The sequence below is a fragment of the Mycobacterium sp. NGS50 genome (assembly GCF_059812545.1).
The window spans coordinates 1-16,564 of the sequence record NZ_JCALCW010000001.1 but is presented as its reverse complement, the minus strand read 5'-3'; the positions used below and the strand labels follow the sequence as shown (position 1 = coordinate 16,564).

The 16,564-nt window shown below is 67.7% G+C and carries 15 protein-coding genes; 5 read left to right on the top strand and 10 right to left on the bottom strand.

Going from position 1 to position 16,564, the window contains the following annotated elements; all coding sequences use genetic code 11:
• Positions 1–59: 59 nt before the first annotated feature.
• Positions 60–1,736 (top strand): GMC oxidoreductase, encoded by a 1,677-nt coding sequence (locus tag AC5Y36_RS00075; RefSeq protein WP_500038833.1) that lies wholly within the window; start codon positions 60–62, stop codon positions 1,734–1,736.
• 32 nt (positions 1,737–1,768) lie between these two features.
• On the opposite strand, the gene AC5Y36_RS00070 is transcribed toward AC5Y36_RS00075, so the two are convergent.
• The 3 genes from AC5Y36_RS00070 to AC5Y36_RS00060 are packed head-to-tail and all read right to left on the bottom strand — an operon-like array spanning position 1,769 to position 4,903.
• A complete protein-coding gene (locus AC5Y36_RS00070; protein ID WP_500038832.1) occupies positions 1,769–2,599 on the bottom strand; it encodes a TIGR03621 family F420-dependent LLM class oxidoreductase in 831 nt (276 codons plus the stop codon).
• Between the two features lie 9 nt (positions 2,600–2,608).
• The gene (locus AC5Y36_RS00065) at positions 2,609–3,679 is read right to left on the bottom strand and encodes a poly-gamma-glutamate hydrolase family protein (protein ID WP_500038831.1); all 1,071 of its coding nucleotides are present in this window, start codon (positions 3,677–3,679) and stop codon (positions 2,609–2,611) included.
• A complete protein-coding gene (locus AC5Y36_RS00060) occupies positions 3,680–4,903 on the bottom strand; it encodes an Nramp family divalent metal transporter (RefSeq protein ID WP_500038830.1) in 1,224 nt (407 codons plus the stop codon).
• 136 nt (positions 4,904–5,039) lie between these two features.
• On the opposite strand from AC5Y36_RS00060, the gene AC5Y36_RS00055 reads away from it, so the two are divergent.
• Together AC5Y36_RS00055 and AC5Y36_RS00050 are read left to right on the top strand one after the other, a co-directional pair.
• The gene (locus tag AC5Y36_RS00055) at positions 5,040–5,276 is read left to right on the top strand and encodes a DUF6364 family protein (protein ID WP_500038829.1); all 237 of its coding nucleotides are present in this window, start codon (positions 5,040–5,042) and stop codon (positions 5,274–5,276) included.
• 2 nt (positions 5,277–5,278) lie between these two features.
• The gene (locus tag AC5Y36_RS00050) at positions 5,279–5,695 is read left to right on the top strand and encodes a PIN domain-containing protein (protein WP_500038828.1); all 417 of its coding nucleotides are present in this window, start codon (positions 5,279–5,281) and stop codon (positions 5,693–5,695) included.
• Positions 5,696–5,701: 6 nt separating this feature from the next.
• On the opposite strand, the gene AC5Y36_RS00045 is transcribed toward AC5Y36_RS00050, so the two are convergent.
• From AC5Y36_RS00045 to AC5Y36_RS00025, 5 genes are all read right to left on the bottom strand, one after another.
• Positions 5,702–6,778, bottom strand: a complete 1,077-nt coding sequence (locus tag AC5Y36_RS00045) for an NAD(P)H-dependent amine dehydrogenase family protein (protein WP_500038827.1) — start codon at positions 6,776–6,778, stop codon at positions 5,702–5,704.
• Positions 6,779–6,790: 12 nt separating this feature from the next.
• Positions 6,791–7,582, bottom strand: a complete 792-nt coding sequence (locus AC5Y36_RS00040) for an SDR family oxidoreductase (RefSeq protein ID WP_500038826.1) — start codon at positions 7,580–7,582, stop codon at positions 6,791–6,793.
• Between the two features lie 81 nt (positions 7,583–7,663).
• On the bottom strand, positions 7,664–8,509 hold the full coding sequence (gene ku, locus AC5Y36_RS00035; RefSeq protein WP_500038825.1) for a non-homologous end joining protein Ku: 846 nt from the start codon (positions 8,507–8,509) through the stop codon (positions 7,664–7,666).
• Between the two features lie 30 nt (positions 8,510–8,539).
• Positions 8,540–9,967, bottom strand: coding sequence for a mannitol dehydrogenase family protein (locus tag AC5Y36_RS00030; RefSeq protein ID WP_500038824.1), 1,428 nt, complete (start codon positions 9,965–9,967; stop codon positions 8,540–8,542).
• Between the two features lie 7 nt (positions 9,968–9,974).
• The gene (locus AC5Y36_RS00025; RefSeq protein ID WP_500038823.1) at positions 9,975–11,267 is read right to left on the bottom strand and encodes a PE-PPE domain-containing protein; all 1,293 of its coding nucleotides are present in this window, start codon (positions 11,265–11,267) and stop codon (positions 9,975–9,977) included.
• A 73-nt stretch (positions 11,268–11,340) separates the two neighbouring features.
• Here AC5Y36_RS00025 and AC5Y36_RS00020 point away from each other — a divergent pair, with 73 nt between their 5' ends.
• Positions 11,341–13,644: an ATP-dependent DNA ligase gene (locus AC5Y36_RS00020; RefSeq protein WP_500038822.1), complete on the top strand. Its 2,304-nt coding sequence runs from the start codon at positions 11,341–11,343 to the stop codon at positions 13,642–13,644.
• Here the strand turns inward: AC5Y36_RS00020 and AC5Y36_RS00015 are convergent.
• Positions 13,641–14,213 carry a DUF5134 domain-containing protein gene (locus AC5Y36_RS00015; protein ID WP_500038821.1) on the bottom strand — a complete coding sequence of 191 codons (573 nt, stop codon included), beginning with the start codon at positions 14,211–14,213 and terminating at the stop codon, positions 13,641–13,643. The two genes, AC5Y36_RS00020 and AC5Y36_RS00015, sit on opposite strands and share 4 nt — an antisense overlap.
• A gap of 86 nt (positions 14,214–14,299) precedes the next feature.
• Complete coding sequence (locus AC5Y36_RS00010) at positions 14,300–14,461, bottom strand: copper-binding metallothionein MymT (protein ID WP_500039105.1); 162 nt, start codon at positions 14,459–14,461, stop codon at positions 14,300–14,302.
• A 124-nt stretch (positions 14,462–14,585) separates the two neighbouring features.
• On the opposite strand from AC5Y36_RS00010, the gene AC5Y36_RS00005 reads away from it, so the two are divergent.
• Complete coding sequence (locus tag AC5Y36_RS00005) at positions 14,586–16,520, top strand: fumarylacetoacetate hydrolase family protein (RefSeq protein ID WP_500038820.1); 1,935 nt, start codon at positions 14,586–14,588, stop codon at positions 16,518–16,520.
• Positions 16,521–16,564: the final 44 nt, after the last annotated feature.

Genomic DNA, 16,564 nt, shown 5'->3' with positions numbered 1-16,564 from the left:
GACCCTGCGGTAACATCGCGACGTCGACGCAATCCCGGCGCCAAGTGAGGACGTCAATGATGAAATTCGACTACGACGTCGTGGTGATCGGTTCGGGTTTCGGCGGCAGTGTCGCGGCGCTGCGCCTGGTCGAAAAGGGCTATCGGGTAGCGGTGCTGGACATGGGCCGGCGGTGGGCGCCCGCCGACTTCCCACCCAACAACTGGCACGTCCGTAAATCGATGTGGGCGCCGCGGTTGGGCTGCTTTGGGCCGCAACGGTTGACGGTGCTGGGCAAGACGTTCATCGCCAGCGCGGTCGGGGTCGGCGGCGGCTCGCTGATCTACGGCAACACCCTCTATGAGCCGTTGGAACGGTTCTACACCGATCCGCAGTGGGCGGCCATCACCGACTGGAAATCCGAACTCGGGCCCTATTACGACCAGGCACGACGAATGCTGGGCGTGACAGCGACCCCGCACACCACCCCGGCCGACGAGGTGTTGTTGGCCGTGGCGCGCGACCTGGGGGTCGACGACACGTACCACCCCACCAACGTCGGCGTGTTCTTCGGCGACGAGCCCGGCAAAACTGTCGAGGATCCGTACTTCGGCGGCGCCGGACCGGCACGCACCGGCTGCATCGGCTGCGCGCAGTGCTTCACCGGCTGTCCGAACAACGCCAAGAACACCACCGAGACCAACTACCTGTATCTCGCCGAGCACGCCGGCGCACAGATCCATCCGCTGACCATGGTCACCGATGTGCGGCCGCAGCGCGACGGCTATGTGGTCAGCACGGTGCGCACCGGACGGTGGATACGAAAGCACAGGCGGGATCTCACGGCGGGTCAGGTGGTGTTCGCCGCCGCATCACTGGGCACTCAGCGGCTGTTGCACAAGCTGCGCGACACCGGGTCGTTGCCCCACCTCTCGCCGCGGCTGGGTGAGTTGACCCGCACCAATTCCGAAGAGGTGCCGGTGGTGTTGGCCCCCGACCGTGACGACTTCGCCCAGGGCGTGGCGATCACCTCGTCGATCCACCCGGAGGCCAACACCCACGTCGAGGTGTGTCGCTACGGCAAGGGATCCAACTTCTTGTCCATGATGGGGACCCACCTGATCGACGGCGGGCCATGGCGTTTCGCTCGGCTGGTGCTGACCATCGTGCGGCATCCGGGTCTGCTGTTGCGTAGTTTGTTCCCGCGCCACGCCTCCGAGCATTCGATCATCGTGCTGGTGATGCAGTCGCTGGACAACTCACTGACCACCTATCGCAAACGTGGCCTGTTCGGCACCCGGATGACCGCCAAACAGGGTGTCGGTGAACCCAATCCGGACTGGATCCCGGTGGCCCACGACGTCGCGAGGCGGATGGCGGACAAGGTCGGCGGGTTCGCCGGCGGCACCTATCTTGATGCGCTCAACATCCCGTTGACCGCGCACTTCATCGGCGGCTGCCCGATCGGGCAGTCCCCGCAGAGCGGAGTCATCGACCCCTATCAGCGGCTATACGGGCATCCCGGGCTGCACGTCGTCGACGGCTCGGCGATCACCGCCAACCTCGGTGTCAACCCCTCCTTCACCATCACCGCGCAAGCCGAACGGGCCATGGCGTTTTGGCCCAACAACGGCGAACCCGATCCGCGCCCGCCCCTGGGAGCGCCCTACCAACGCGTCCGTGCTGTGCAGCCCGCGCACCCGACGGTGCCGGACACCGCCCCGGGTGCGCTTCGCCTACCGCTGTCACCGGTCTGAAAGCCGCTGGCGCGCAAAGCCGCAAAGCCCGCTCAGCGCAGCTCGGCGATGACCGCGGCGAATGCCTCGGCGTGATTGTGCTGAACGGTGAAATAACTCAACCCATAGCGCTGCCGGTACTCGCGCAACGTATCGGCCATGTCACGCGGTGAGCCGGACAGCACCGCGGGCATGGCCAGCAATTCCTCGTCGGACAGCGTCGGCGCGAACCGGCGGGTCAGCGTCAGGTCGGGCATCCCGGAGTCGTCGGCCGGCACCGCGGTGATGGCCAGATTCAGCTCGAGCGCCTCGAAGCGGTCGCCGGCCGCGGCGCGAACGAAGGCGATGCGTTCGGCCAGCGGGTCTTCCGCACCGACCACCCGTGCCCCGGTGAACCCGACGATGTCGGCGTGGCGGGCCGCCACCGTGAGCAGCCGGTCGCCGTTACCGGCGATCAGGATCGGCACCGCGGGCAGGTGCGTTGCCACATGAGCCGTCACATGTTGCAGGTAGTCGATGCGGCGGGCGGCGCTGGGGAACGGTAACTCGGCGGCGTCGAACTCCTCGCGCACGTAGCCCGCGCCCAGACCGACCTCCAACCGGCCCTCGGACAGCAGGTCCACCTCGGCGATGTCGCGGGCCAGCAACGCCGGCTTATAAAAACAGGCGTTGAGCACGTAGGTTCCCAGCCGCATCGTCGTGGTGGCGGCCGCGGCCGCGACCAGGGCGGGGAACGGGGCCGGCGCACCCAGATGATCGGGCACGTTGAGCACGTCGAACCCGAATCCTTCCAGTCGCTGCGCGGTCTGACGCAGCACGGCCGCCGACCTGACCGCATGCAGACCCACTCCGAAACGGAACGGACGAAAATCCGGCGAATGCACTACTGCCTCCTAAGGCTCGGGCTGCCAGGATCGAGCTGCGGTCGCCAGGCCGCCCACCAACGCCGATGTGGCCGGTGACAGGCCGTCGTCGCCGGGCGGCTGGCTGCGGGGGCTGATGCCGCGGACCCGCGGCGACAATTCCAGCTGCGCCCCACCACCGCGCGGCCGGTTGACCGGATTGTCCGGGTGCAGACCCCGCAGCTCCGCCGGGATCGCGTCAAGATCGGTGATCACCTGGTAGCCGGGCACCTCAACGCAGCGCGCGAGGTGCGCGGCCAGCGCACGGTTGCCACCGCCGGCCAACAGCTGGGTGCTGCGGTCGATCCGCCCGTACCCGTGCAGCGACACCACCACGTCGACGTGGTCGAGAAACTCGGCCAGCCGCACCGACTCCTCCGGAAAATACCGCGCCGACGGCAGGTGCTGGACGTACCCGTCCGGATGGCGCACCAGATAGACCGACGCCCCGGCGATTTCGGCGGCACGTTCGGCGATCACGTCGGTCATCTGCTCCAGGCCGCCGCCGTGAATGGCCAGGAAGCCGAACCGGGATCCCAGCGTGCTGTGTTCGACGACGCCGGGTTGGCGCAACAGTTCCGAAAGCGATTTCGGCACCGCGTCTTTCGCGGGTGGCATGTGTAGCGGCCAGTGAACCGGATCCCATCGGCGCAAAAACTCGATCCAGGTCTGGGGGAGCTGGTGTTGGATGGCGCCGCCGATGATGCGTTCCAGGTAGCCGCTCCGCGGTGCACCCGGCACTACCCGGTGGTCGATGTAGACCCATGCCGGCGACGGACCCTCGGCGGTGTGCACCGTCAGTTGGTCTCGGCGGTAGCGCACCGGGACGCCTTCGGCGCTGTCCAACGCCACCAGGTCATGATCGGACACCCGCCACAGCACCCCGTGTACGCGGGATCCGGGGAACGGCTCGACGGTGGCGACGCCACGCTGGTTGATCAGCCAGTCGTGGTCGGCCAGGGTCGCCGGGCGCGGGTCGGCCGCATCGGGGCAACGGCGCGCCATCTGCTGCGCGCACAGGTTGGACCCGTACGCGAAGTAGGCATGCCGCACCGCCGGCACTTAGCCCAGCGTCAGCCAGATCAACACCACGTTCAGCAGACTAACCACCGCGGTGATCATCCAGCCCAGTGCCGCGGTCACGCGGTGGTTGGTGTCGGCACCCATCAGGGCGCGGTCGCCGGTCAGCCGGATCAGCGGGATCAGGGCGAACGGGATGCCGAACGACAGCACCACTTGCGACAGCACCAGGGCGCGGCTGGGATCCACCCCGGCCGCCAGGATCACCAGCGCGGGGATCAGGGTGAAGATCCGGCGCCACAGCAGCGGCACCGACACCCGCAGCAGGCCCTGCATGATCATCGCCCCGGCGTAGGCGCCCACCGAGGTCGACGCCAGCCCGGACGCCAACAGCCCGATCGCGAAGAACAGCGCGACCGTCGAGCCGAGGGTATCGCCGACCGCGGCATGCGCACCCTCGATGGAACCGGCGGTGTCGCGGCCGCGCAGGTTTGTCGCGGCCACCACCAGCATGGCCAGGTTCACCGCGCCGGCCACCAGCATCGCCAACCCGACGTCCCACCGGGTGACCCGCAGTAGTCGTCGCCGCGCCGGGCCGGGCTGGGGTTGGCCGTGCCGATCGCGGGCCAGCCCGGAGTGCAGGTACACCGCGTGCGGCATGACCGTCGCGCCCAGGATCGCCGTCGCCAGCAGCACACTTTCGGCGCCGTCGAAGCGGGGCAGCAGGCCGGCGGCGACATCGGCGGGTGCCGGCGGGGCGACCACCAGGCTGGCCAGGAATCCGATCGCGATGATCATCAGCAGCCCGCTGGTCACCTGCTCGAACATCCGCGGTCCACGCCGGTCACCGACCACCAGCAGTGCCATCGACACCACGCCGGTGATGACGCCGCCGAGCACCAGTGGCAGCCGGAAGATCAGGTGCAAGGCGATCGCGCCGCCGACCACTTCGGCCAGATCGGTTGCCATCGCCACCAATTCGGCCTGCAGCCAGTATGCGATCCGGGTCGGGGTGCGGCTGTGGGCGCCGATGACCTCCGGTAATGAGCGCCCGGTCACCAGCCCGAGCTTGGCCGACAGATACTGCACCAGCCCGGCCATCACGTTGGCGCCGACGATGACCCACACCAGCAGGAACCCGAACTTCGCCCCGGCGCTGACGTTGGCGGCGACGTTGCCCGGGTCGACGTAGGCGATGGCGGCGACGAACGCCGGGCCGAGCAGGGCCCACCCCGGTTTCAGCGGAGTCTGGATGTCTTGGGCCAACGAACCCGCTTTCTCTCCGGGACAACGAATAAGAAAGTCAGGGTAACCGAAACAGTCGCCATTGCCGCGGCCGGGCGAGTTCGGCGTACAACTTCTGTGGCCTCGACGCTGTGATTCAGTGCTACACTGAATCACTGTGGCGACGAAGAACATCACCCTTTCGATGCCCGAGGAGTTGGTGCGTCGCGCGAAGGTGCTGGCGGCGCAACGTGATATGTCCGTATCGAGTCTGGTCGCTCGGCTACTTGAACAGTTGGTCGGCGAGGTGCGCGATTACGACGAGGCATGGGAACTCGAGCGTCAGAAGATGGGCGCGGGCCTCTTGGAGGTCGGGCCGATCACCTGGTCCCGCGACGAGCTTCACGAGCGCTGACCGTGGATTTCGTCGACACGAACGTTTTGCTCTACGCATACGACACGGCGGCCGGTGATCGGCACGACGCGGCCAGTGCGCTCGTCGATCGGCTGTGGCGCGAACGTCGTGGAGCACTCAGCGTGCAGGTGCTGCAGGAGTTCTACGTCAACGCGACGCGCAAAATCGCAAAGCCGATGCGCCCCGACGCCGCGGTCGACACGCTGAAGAACCTGGCACGGTGGCGCGTCCACTCGCCGCTGCCCGACGACGTCATCGCCGCGGCGACCTTGTCGATCCGTCACCAGCTTTCCTTCTGGGACGCAATGATCGTCCGCAGCGCCGCCGAATTGCGTTGCGACACTTTGTGGACGGAAGACCTCACCAAGGGCCAGGTCATCGAGGGGGTCCGGCTGGCCAATCCATTCACGCGTGGATAACCCAGATCAGCCAGGCATATACAGGCCCCGCCCGGTGACCAGCGGTAGGTCCAGGGTGGTTCGGATGCCCGGGTCGGCGGCGACCACCGCCGGAATCGCGTTGACCACCCGCATCGCGGTGGCCACCAGCCCGGCGTGGTTGTGGTCCCCGTTGGGGCTGGACAGGCACAGATCCAGCGCGTACGACGGTTCGCCGGTGATCTCGACGCGGTAGGAGCCGCCGGGCTGGGCGGGCTGCGGCCAGTCCGGGCACAGGTCGTCGCGCAGCCGGGTGACGTGTTCGAGCACGACCGCGGCCTTCCCGTCGACCATGCCGCGCACCTCGAACCGCAATGCGGCCGCGCCGCCCTTGGGGATGCGGCCCGACGCGATGTCGAAGGCCTCCGGCGCGGGCACCCGCACATGGGTCTCCTCGACCGAATCAAGCGCGATGCCCAGGCCGGCCGCGAGCTGGCGTACCACCGAACCCCACGCCAGGCTCAGCACACCGGGCTGCAGCAGCATCGGGATGTCGTCGACCGGCTTCCCGAAGCCCATCACGTCGAACATGACGGTGGCGCTGTCGTAGGTGGCGTAGTCGACGATCTCGAGGCAGCGCACCTGCTGGATGCTCTGGCAGGTGCCGGCCAACGCCAGCGGCAGCAGATCGTTGGCGAAGCCCGGATCGATGCCGTTGACGAACAGGCTCGACCTGCCCTGCAGCGCGGCCTCTTCCACCGGCGTCAGCAGCTCCGGCGGCAGCACCTGCCACGGGTACTGCAGGAACACCGCGCTGCTGCCGACGACGTTGACGCCGGCGGCCAGGATGCGCCGGAAATCCTCCAGCGCTTCCATCAGCCGGTTGTCGGCCATCGCGGTGTAGACCGCGCACTGCGGGGCGGTGTCCAGCACCTGCTGCAGGTCGGTGGTCGCGGTGATGCCGGTCGGCGTGTCCACGCCGGCCAGCTCCGCCGCGTCCTTGCCGGCCTTGGCCTGCGAGGACACCCAGACTCCGGTCAGTTCGAATGCCGGGTTGGTGATGAGCGCTTTGAGTGCGTGGGCGCCGACGTTGCCGGTCCCGATCTGCGCTACGCGGATGGCCATGACTTCAGTTCCTCACAGGTCGGGGACGGGCAGGTCGAGGTTGGGGAAGGTGATGCCGCCGTCGACCTCCAGCGTCTTTCCGGTCAGGTAGCTGCCGGCGGGGGAAGCGAGATACACAGCGGCGGCGGCGATATCGGCGGGGTCGCCGAGCCGGCGCATCGGCGTGACCTTCTCCATCGGCTCACGCAGTGCATCGTTGGAGGCCACCACGTCCAGCGCCGAGGTGAGGATCGATCCCGGTGCGATGGCATTGACCCGGATCTTCGGGCACAGATCCAGCGCGGACAACCGGGTGTAGTGGGCCAGCGCGGCCTTCGCGGTGCCGTAGGCGGCGAAGCCGCGCCCGGCCACCCGCCCCATCGTCGAGGTGATGTTGATGATGGCGCCGCCGCCGGAATGCTCCAGCATCAACGGCACCGCGGCGGTGGTCAGCGCATGTGCGGTGCCGACGTTGAACGTGAACGCCGCCTTGAGGTCTTTCGTGGAGGTGTTCAGCAGCGTGTTGGGCATCGTGCCGCCGACGTTGTTGACGACGATGTCGAGCTTGCCGAACGCGTCGATCGCGGCGGCGGCCAGTTTCGCCGTCTCCTCGGGCTGGGCCAGGTCGGCGACCACGACGTGGGCGCGACGCCCGGTGGCACGGACCTGTTCGGCGACGGCCTCTAGTTCGGATTGGGTACGCGAGGCGATGACTACGTCCGCTCCGGCTTCGGCGAACGCCACCGCAATGGCGGCGCCCAACCCCCTGCCAGCACCGGTAACCACGGCCGTTTGGTTGTCGAGTCGAAATCTGTCCAAGATCATCGCGTCACCGTAGCAAGCATTGGCGACCTATGTACCGATATTTTGGAACACGTTCTAGTTTGTCGCGTGCGGTGGCGGGGGTCAGCTCCGACGGGATTTGGTGGAGGCCTTCTTCGCCGGGGATTTGGACGCCTTCTTGGGGCGCGACTTGACGCTGGCCTCCAGCTTGGCCAGCAAATCCGAGACGTCCTCGGTCTCGTCGAGCTGGGTGGGCTGATCCTCGGTGGTGAACGCCTCCCCGCCCTCGAGCTTGGCGTCGATCAGTTCGCGCAGCTGCTCCTGGTAGGTGTCGTGGTAGCGGTCCGGGTCGAAATCGTCGGCCATGGACTCGACCACCTGTCCGGCCATCTTCAGCTCCGCCGGCTTGACGTCGACCTTCTGATCCAGCACCGGGAAATCGGGGTCGCGGATCTCATCGGGCCACAGCAACGTCTGAACGACCATCACCTCGCGCTTGCTGAAATCCTTCACCCGCAGCGCCGCCAGCCGGGTTTTGTTGCGCAGCGCGAAATGCACGATCGCCACCCGGTCGGTGTCGGCCAGTGTCTTGGCCAGCAGCACATAGGATTTCGCCGACCGAGAATCCGGCTCCAGAAAGTAGCTGCGGTCATACAGCATCGGGTCCAGGTCGCCGGCCGGCACGAATTCGAGCACCGCGATCTCGTGGCCGCGCTCCTCGGGCAGGTTCGCGATGTCGTCGTCGGTGATCACCACCATCTGTCCGTCATCGGATTCGTAAGCTCGGGCGATGTCGGCGTATTCGACGACCTCACCGCACACCTCACAGACCCGCCGATACCGGATGCGGCCGTGGTCCTTGGCATGCACCTGACGGAACTTGATGTCGTGATCCTCGGTGGCGCTGTACACCTTGACCGGCACGTTGACCAGCCCGAAGGCGATCGAGCCCTTCCAGATCGAACGCATAGAACCAAGTATGCCCACATCGGGCGGGGTCTACTCGCGACGCGCCGCCGCGCCGGGGGCCGCCAGTGCCTGCAGGGTGGCGCGCGCCCCGCGCCGATGCAGCGAATCCAGCGCCCACCGATAGGACTCGACGAATCGGGGCTGGTGCGCCAGATCACCGAACACCGCGGTGTTTTCGATGAACGCGATGGGATGGCGGTGCTGTGAACGCGCGATCGGCACCAGTGTGTCGGCCAGGCGGTCGACGACGTCGATGCGCCGGCCCTGCTCGTCGACGCCCTCGGTGTAGCGAGCCCACGCCGCGACCGTGGCCGCCGCCAGCCGGATCGGCCCGCCGCTGGCCAGGTTGTCACGGATCACCGGCAGCAGCCACCGCGGGATGCGATCGGAGGCGTCGGCGCACAACCTCCCGATCGTGTCGCGCACCCCCGGGTTGGCGAACCTCTCGATCAATGTGCGCTGGTAGACCGCGAGATCGACGCCGGGCACCGGCGGCAGTGTCGGGGCGGCCTCCGAATCGAAGTAGCTGAGCAGGAAGTCGGCGAACAGCGGATCGCGGGCCGCGTCGTGCACGAACCGGTAGCCGCACAGGTGGGCGAAGTAGCACAGGCACTGGTGCCCGGCGTTGAGCAGGCGCAACTTCATCGCCTCGTAGGGCCCGACATCATCGACCAGCAGCACCCCGGCCTCTTCCAGGGGTGGTCTGCCATCACTGAAGTCGTCTTCGAGTACCCAGGCGGTGAACGGTTCGGTGATCACCGGCCAGCGGTCGGCGACACCGAAATCGTGTTCGACGGAGGCGACGACGTCGGGGCTGGTGGCCGGCGTGATCCGGTCCACCATCGAGTTCGGAAACCGGGCGTGTTCGCCGATCCACTCGGCCAACCCCGGATAGCGGGCGGCGCGGGCGAGGACGGCGCCGCGCGCCATGTCGCCGTTGTGCTCGATGTTGTCGCAGGACACGATCGTCGGCGCGGGGATCTCCCGATCGCGCCGGCGGACCAGCGCCGCGGCGATCAACTCGAACACGGACACCTCGCCGCGGTCGGTGTCGTGGTAGCCGCCCTCGGTGACGGTCAGCGAAATGATCCGCGTTGTGGGTGCGGCGAGCAGGCCGATCACCGCCTCCACATCGTCGGGGGCATAGCGATAATCCAGAATCGAGCCGATCACCCGCGCGTCGTGGCTGCCATCCGGGTTCGCCACCATCAGCAGGTACAGGCCGTCCTGTGCCCGCAGGACGTCGCGCATCCGGCGGTCCGCCGGCAGCACCCCGATCCCGCAGATCCCCCAATCGCGAGCCAGGCCCTGTTCCAGTAGCTGATCGAGGTAGGCCGCCTGATGCGCCCGGTGGAAGCCGCCGACCCCGAAATGGGCTATGCCGACCCGTGCTTGGCGACGGTCATAGCCCGGTGTGGTCACCGGCAGCCGACCAAGCGTGGTGTTGTCGAGTCTCATCGGCACGTCAACTGGTGACCAGGCCGCCGAGCGTGCCGATCAGTCCCAGCAGCGGATCGAGCAGGTACGGCTGGACACCGGTCAGGTCCAGCAGCGTCTGGATGTCCTGGCCGAACGGGCCCTCGATCGTGGTGAATGCGGTGAAGGGATCGAATGTCTCGTTGAGCCAGGACACCGCCTGCTGGTAGGGCGCACCGATCTCCGCGGTGGACCAGGCTTGCGCCTGATCGAGCAGGTCCTCCAGTTCGGAGTAGCCGGGCAATTGCGCGCCGAACAGCGCGAAGGCGTGGTCGGCTCCCTGGACGACGGCCCGGGTGAACTCGATGAGGAAGGTCACCGGGTCGATGATCGGAATCAGTTGCGCCGGTACCGCATCCCCGAAGGGCACCGATCGGTCGTAGCCGGCTTCCACGATCACTTGCAGCGCGGGTTGCACGATGCTGAGCAAGGACTCGGGCACCCCCAGACTGCGCAGCGGATCCAGCAGCGGCAGCGAGTCGGTCGGGATGAAATAGAAGGTGGTGTCCCCGGTGACCTGTCTGACGATGTCCGTCGAGCCCAGCACGTACTCGTCGGTGAACGGGCCGGTCAACGGCTGCGAGTCCGGCCACAACGCGGGAACCTGTTGGGACAGCGGACCGTCCCCGTAGCCCGCGTGTGTGTAGATGAACCCCAGCAGGGCATTCAGGTCGGCGACCAGGTTGATCGGATACTGCGGGAAGTCGGCGACGGCATCGTACTGGGCCGCGACGTCGATGGTGGGCATCCCGGCATCGGTCGGCTCGGCGCCGTTGAAGTCGAACCCCGGCATCCCGGGGATGACGAGTCCGGCGAAGCGCTCCAGAAATCCGCCGTCGGGCCGGTTGCCCGAGCCCAGCAGGAAGAACGTCAGATCGGGTATCGGCTGCCCGGACTGCATCAGCAGCACCTTCTCGTCGACCGCGATCTGGGCGCTCTGCGAATATCCCTCGATCAGGTAGGGCTGGCCCGCGCCTTGCTGCGCCATTGCGGCGTGCAGGTGCGACAGACCCGTGGGAACCGAAGTGCTGGCACCGGATTCGGGGGTGGCGATCAGCACCGGGTTGTAGCGGCCTCCGGTGGCGGGATTGATGTAGTCGGTGACGATCGCGTTCTGCCACCGCCCACTCGGGGTGGGCATGAACGTGCCACCCATCATCAGCGCAGTGAGTGCGTCGTCGGGATCGTCGGCGTGGGCGCGCGGCACCGCGCACAGCGCTGCCGCTGTGGCCGCGCACACCACGACCCACGGCCACCGGCCGATCCGCTGACGTCGTCGCACGTCGACCCCTCAACGTCGAGTAGTCGGTCAACTATGTTTGAGATTTTCTCAGAGTGCAAGACGCTCGGCGCGCATGCGGGAACATGGACGGGTGGAGTCGACACGGGTGTGGCCGCCGGGCGAGACCTCGGGCCCGCGGGTGACGCTGACCAACGCCGACAAGGTGCTCTACCCGGCTACCGGAACCACCAAGGCCGACGTGTTCGGCTACTACACCGGCATCGCCGAGGTGATGCTGCCGCACATCGCCGGGCGCCCGGCGACCCGCAAACGCTGGCCCAACGGCGTCGGGCAGGCATCGTTCTTCGAAAAGAACCTGGCCTCCTCCGCACCACGCTGGCTGCGGCGCGGCTCGATCGTGCACAAGTCGGGCACCACCAGCTACCCGATTCTCGACGACGACACCGCGCTGGCATGGATCGCGCAGCAGGCGGCGCTGGAAGTGCATGTCCCGCAATGGCGATTCGTCGACGGAAAGCCGGGACCGGCAACGCGGTTGGTGTTCGACCTCGACCCCGGCGAGGACGTCACCCTGGCGCAGCTGGCCGAGGTGGCGCGCGCCGTCCGGGATGTGATGACTGACATCGGGCTGAGCACCTTTCCGCTCACCAGCGGCAGCAAGGGTCTGCACCTCTACGTGCCACTGGACACGCCGGTGAGCAGCAAGGGTGCCACGGTGTTGGCCAAACGCGTCGCACAGCAACTGGAACAGCAACAGCCGCAACGCATCACGTCGACGATGGCCCGCAGCGTGCGGGCGGGCAAGGTCTTTGTGGATTGGAGCCAGAACAACGCAGCCAAAACCACCGTCGCGCCGTATTCGCTGCGCGGCCGTGACCAGCCCACCGTCGCTGCGCCGCGCAGCTGGGATGAACTCGACGACCCCGAACTGCGGCAGCTGCGCTACGACGAGGTCTTGGAGCGGGTCGCCTCCGGTGGTGATCTGCTGGCCGGGCTGGATGCGGAGGGGTCCGCGAGCGACCGGCTGAGCACCTACCGCGGCATGCGCGATGTGGCCCGGACCCCCGAGCCGGTACCGAACGCACCACCCGTCTCGGGAGCCGACGACCGGTTCGTGATCCAGGAACACCACGCCCGCCGTCTGCACTACGACTTTCGGTTGGAACGCGACGGCGTGCTGGTGAGCTGGGCGGTGCCGAAGAACCTGCCCGAGGTGGCGTCGGTCAATCACCTGGCCGTGCGCACTGAGGATCATCCGCTGGAGTACGCGAGCTTCGAGGGCACCATCCCGGCGGGGGAGTACGGCGCCGGCCGCGTCGTCATCTGGGACTCCGGCAGCTACGAGACCGAGAAGTTCGATGATTCTGCGGAGAGAGGAGAGGTTATCGTCACGCTGCACGGCCAGCGAATCTCCGGGCGCTATGCGCTGATTCGCACCGACGGCGACCAATGGCTGGCGCACCGGATGAAGGATCAGCGGGTGTTCGCCTTCGACAAGCTGGCGCCGATGCTGGCCACCGAGGGGCCGGTAACGGCACTGAGCGCGACGGAATGGGCGTTCGAAGGCAAGTGGGACGGCTATCGGTTGCTGGTCGACGCCGACCACGGCGCGGTGCGGCTACGCTCCCGCAGCGGACGCGACCTGACCGAGGAGTTCCCGCAGGTGCAGGCGCTGGGCGCCGAACTTGCGGCGCACCACGCGGTACTCGACGGCGAGGTTGTGGCCCTCGCTGAATCCGGGGCGCCGAGCTTTGCGGCGATGCAGAACCGCAATCGTGGCACCCGCATCGAGTTCTGGGCGTTCGACCTGCTCTACCTCGACGGGCGACCGCTGCTCCGGGCCAGCTACCGGGACCGGCGCCGACTCCTGGAAGCCCTGGCCGCCGACACCGAGTTGGCGGTGCCGCCGTTGCTGCCCGGAGATGGTGCCGAGGCGTTGGAGCATTCGCTGCGGCAACGCTGGGAGGGGGTGGTCGCCAAGCAACTCAATTCCGTTTATCAGCCGGGCCGTCGGAGCACGACGTGGATCAAACACAAGCACTGGAACACCCAGGATGTCGTGATCGGCGGCTGGCGCGCCGGTGAGGGCGGCCGCAGCGGCGGGATCGGATCGCTGCTGATGGGCGTCCCCGACACTGACGGCCTGCAGTTCGTCGGGCGGGTCGGCACCGGATTCACCGACCGCGATTTGGCCCGGCTCAAGGCGACCCTGGCCGGACTGCGCACCGACCATTCCCCGTTTTGTGGACAGCTTCCCCGGCTGGACGCCCGGGGCGCCACATTCGTGGAACCGACCCTGGTCGCAGAGGTACGTTACAGCGAGTGGACGACGGACGGTCGTCTGCGCCAACCCAGTTGGCGCGGCCTGCGCCCGGACACCGACCCGGCGGAGGTAAGACGCGAGTCGCCGTCCTAGCCTGTGACGAGGATCGGATAGAGCATCGCCACCATCGCTAGGTCCATGACCACGTGCGGTCCCACGGCGGCGGCCAGGCGCGTGCGCGCCGGCACCGCCAACGCAACACCGGACAGCAGCGCGGCCTCCAGCACGAAAGCCCCTGTGAACAGCACTGTCAACACCGGTGGTGCCATGTGGTGTGTCGAGTGTGTCGCATGCGCGGTGTGCGCCGTGGTCGCATACAGCATCGCGGTGATCGCGAGTAGGTGAGAGCACGCCTTGACGACGCGGTCGCCGGAGCGGCTCACCAGCAGCTGCACCGCCAGCGCGACACCGAGAACGACCAGGGCCACCTGCCACAGTGCCGCCGGAACCGACGGGTAGGCGAACATCGCCGCCATCACCGCCAACATCACCGCCTGGGCGACTGCGGTGTCACGGCAGACATAGCCGCGGATCAACACGGGGGCATCGCAGCGGTGAATGTCCCGGTCCGGGGCCAGGAGTCGAAATCCCGACCAGAACAGTGCCGCCAGGCACACGGCGACCAGCGACCATTGCAGTATCGGGGAATCGAAACTATGCATCATTGCGGTCCGGCCGACGCGCGCTGGGGCTCCCCACCGGGGAAGGCCCCAGCGCGCTGACCGGCACAGTCAGTTTCGTCAGGCAATCACGCGCCGTCGTCCACGACGACCATGTCCGCGCCGCAGGTGCAGCGATACGCCTCGCCCGCGCCCGCGCAGTGGCATTCGGCCTCGATACGTGCCCTGCACCCGCACTCGTGGCTGCAGCTCAGCAGAGTTCCTACCGGGTATTTCGCCATTGACTTCAGCCTCTCTACTTTTCCTTTGGTGCGGAGCCGTTTCGGACCACCGCACGCCCTGAACCTATACCCGGTAGGGGTATATGTCAAGATGAGGGTTGGCCGGGCCTGCTTTGTGTGTTGAGGTGGATGCATGCGGTGGGTGACCTATCGGGGCGATGACGGTGACCGGGTCGGCGTGCTGTCCGGCGAATCGATCCACGCGGTGGCGCCGGGCGTGGCGCTGCTGGACCTGATCGGGCGCGGCGCCGACGGGCTGCGGCGCGCCGGCGAGGAAGCGCTGCGCTCACCGTCGACGACCCAACTGGCCGACGTGGCGCTGGCTGCGCCGATCCCACGCCCGCCGTCTATCCGGGACAGCCTGTGCTTCCTCGAGCACATGCGCAACTGCCAGGCCGCGCTCGGTGGCGGCCGGACGCTCAACGACACCTGGTATCGGATACCGGCCTTCTATTTTGCTTGCCCGGCAACCGTTTTGGGTCCTTACGATGATGCGCCGATGGCACCCGGGAGTGCGTGGCAGGACTTCGAATTGGAGATCGCCGCAGTGATCGGGGTCGCGGGCGCGAACCTGTCGATCGCCGAGGCTGAGGCGGCGATCATCGGCTACATGATCTTCAACGACTGGTCCGCGCGCGACCTGCAGACCCGCGAGGGCCAACTGGCGATCGGGCAGGGCAAGGGCAAAGACAGCGGCGTCACCCTGGGGCCATATCTGGTCACCGCCGACGAGCTCGAGCCCTACCGCCGCGACGGCAGGCTGAGCCTGGATGTCACTGCGCTGGTCAACGACGCGGTGATCGGCACCGGTTCGACCGCGACCATGGACTGGAGCTTCGGGGAGGTCATCTCGTATGCCTCCCGCGGGGTGACGCTGGCGCCGGGCGACGTGTTCGGTTCGGGCACCGTGCCCACCTGCACGCTGGTCGAACACCTGAGCCTGACCGCGCCGGACGCGTTTCCGGGCTGGCTGCACGACGGCGACGTGGTCACGCTGCGGGTGCAGGGGCTCGGCGAGACCCGGCAAATGGTGCGCGCCGTGCCGCCACCGCATCCGCTGGCGGCCCGTCCCAATCCGGACGCCGTACCCGTTGTGCGGCAGCCAAACCCGGCGCCGGCGAAGGTTCCGTACACCCGGGGTCTGCACCAGGTCGGTGACAAGGTGTGGGCGTGGACGTTGCCCGACGGGGGATACGGCTGGAGCAACGCCGGCCTGATCGCCGGCAACGGGACCTCGTTGCTGGTCGACACCCTGTTCGATCTGGCGCTGACCCGCGAGATGCTGGCGGCGATGGCGGCGGTGACCGACTCGGCGCCGATTGCCGATGCACTGATCACCCACTCCAACGGTGATCACACCCACGGCAACCAACTGCTGGACCCCGGCGTCCGCATCATCGCGGCGGCCGGCACCGCCGAGGAGATCGCGCACGGGATGGCCCCGGAGATGCTGGCCCTGACCCAGGCTGCCGACCTGGGGCCGGTGGCCACCCGCTACGCGCGTGATCGATTCGGCCCGTTCGACTTCAGCGGTATCCGGCTGCGCAACGCCGATGTCACCTTCGACGACCGGCTGACCATCGACGTCGGCGGCCGGCAGGTGCATCTGCTGAACCTGGGGCCGGCGCACACCGCGGCCGACTCCGTCGTGCACATCCCAGACGCCGGGGTGTTGTTCGGCGGGGATCTGCTGTTCATCGGCTGCACACCGATCGTGTGGGCCGGCCCGATCGCCAACTGGGTGGCGGCCTGCGACGCGATGATCGCGCTGGATGCGCCCACGGTGGTGCCCGGGCACGGGCCCATCACCGACCCGGACGGGATCCGCGCGGTGCGGGGTTACCTGACCCACGTCGCCGACCAGGCCGAGGCCGGCTACCGCAAGGGGCTGTCGTTCGTCGAGGCAGCCGACACCATCGACCTCGGCGAGTACGCGGCCTGGCTGGACGCCGAACGGGTGGTCGTCAACGTCTATCAGCGCTATCGCGAACTCGACCCCGACACCCCGCAGCTGGAGCTGATGGCGCTGCTGGTGTTGCAGGCCGAATGGTTCGCCAAACACGGTTGACCTGATCTACGCCGAGCAGACACAAATGTGCCCTAAACCTGCGG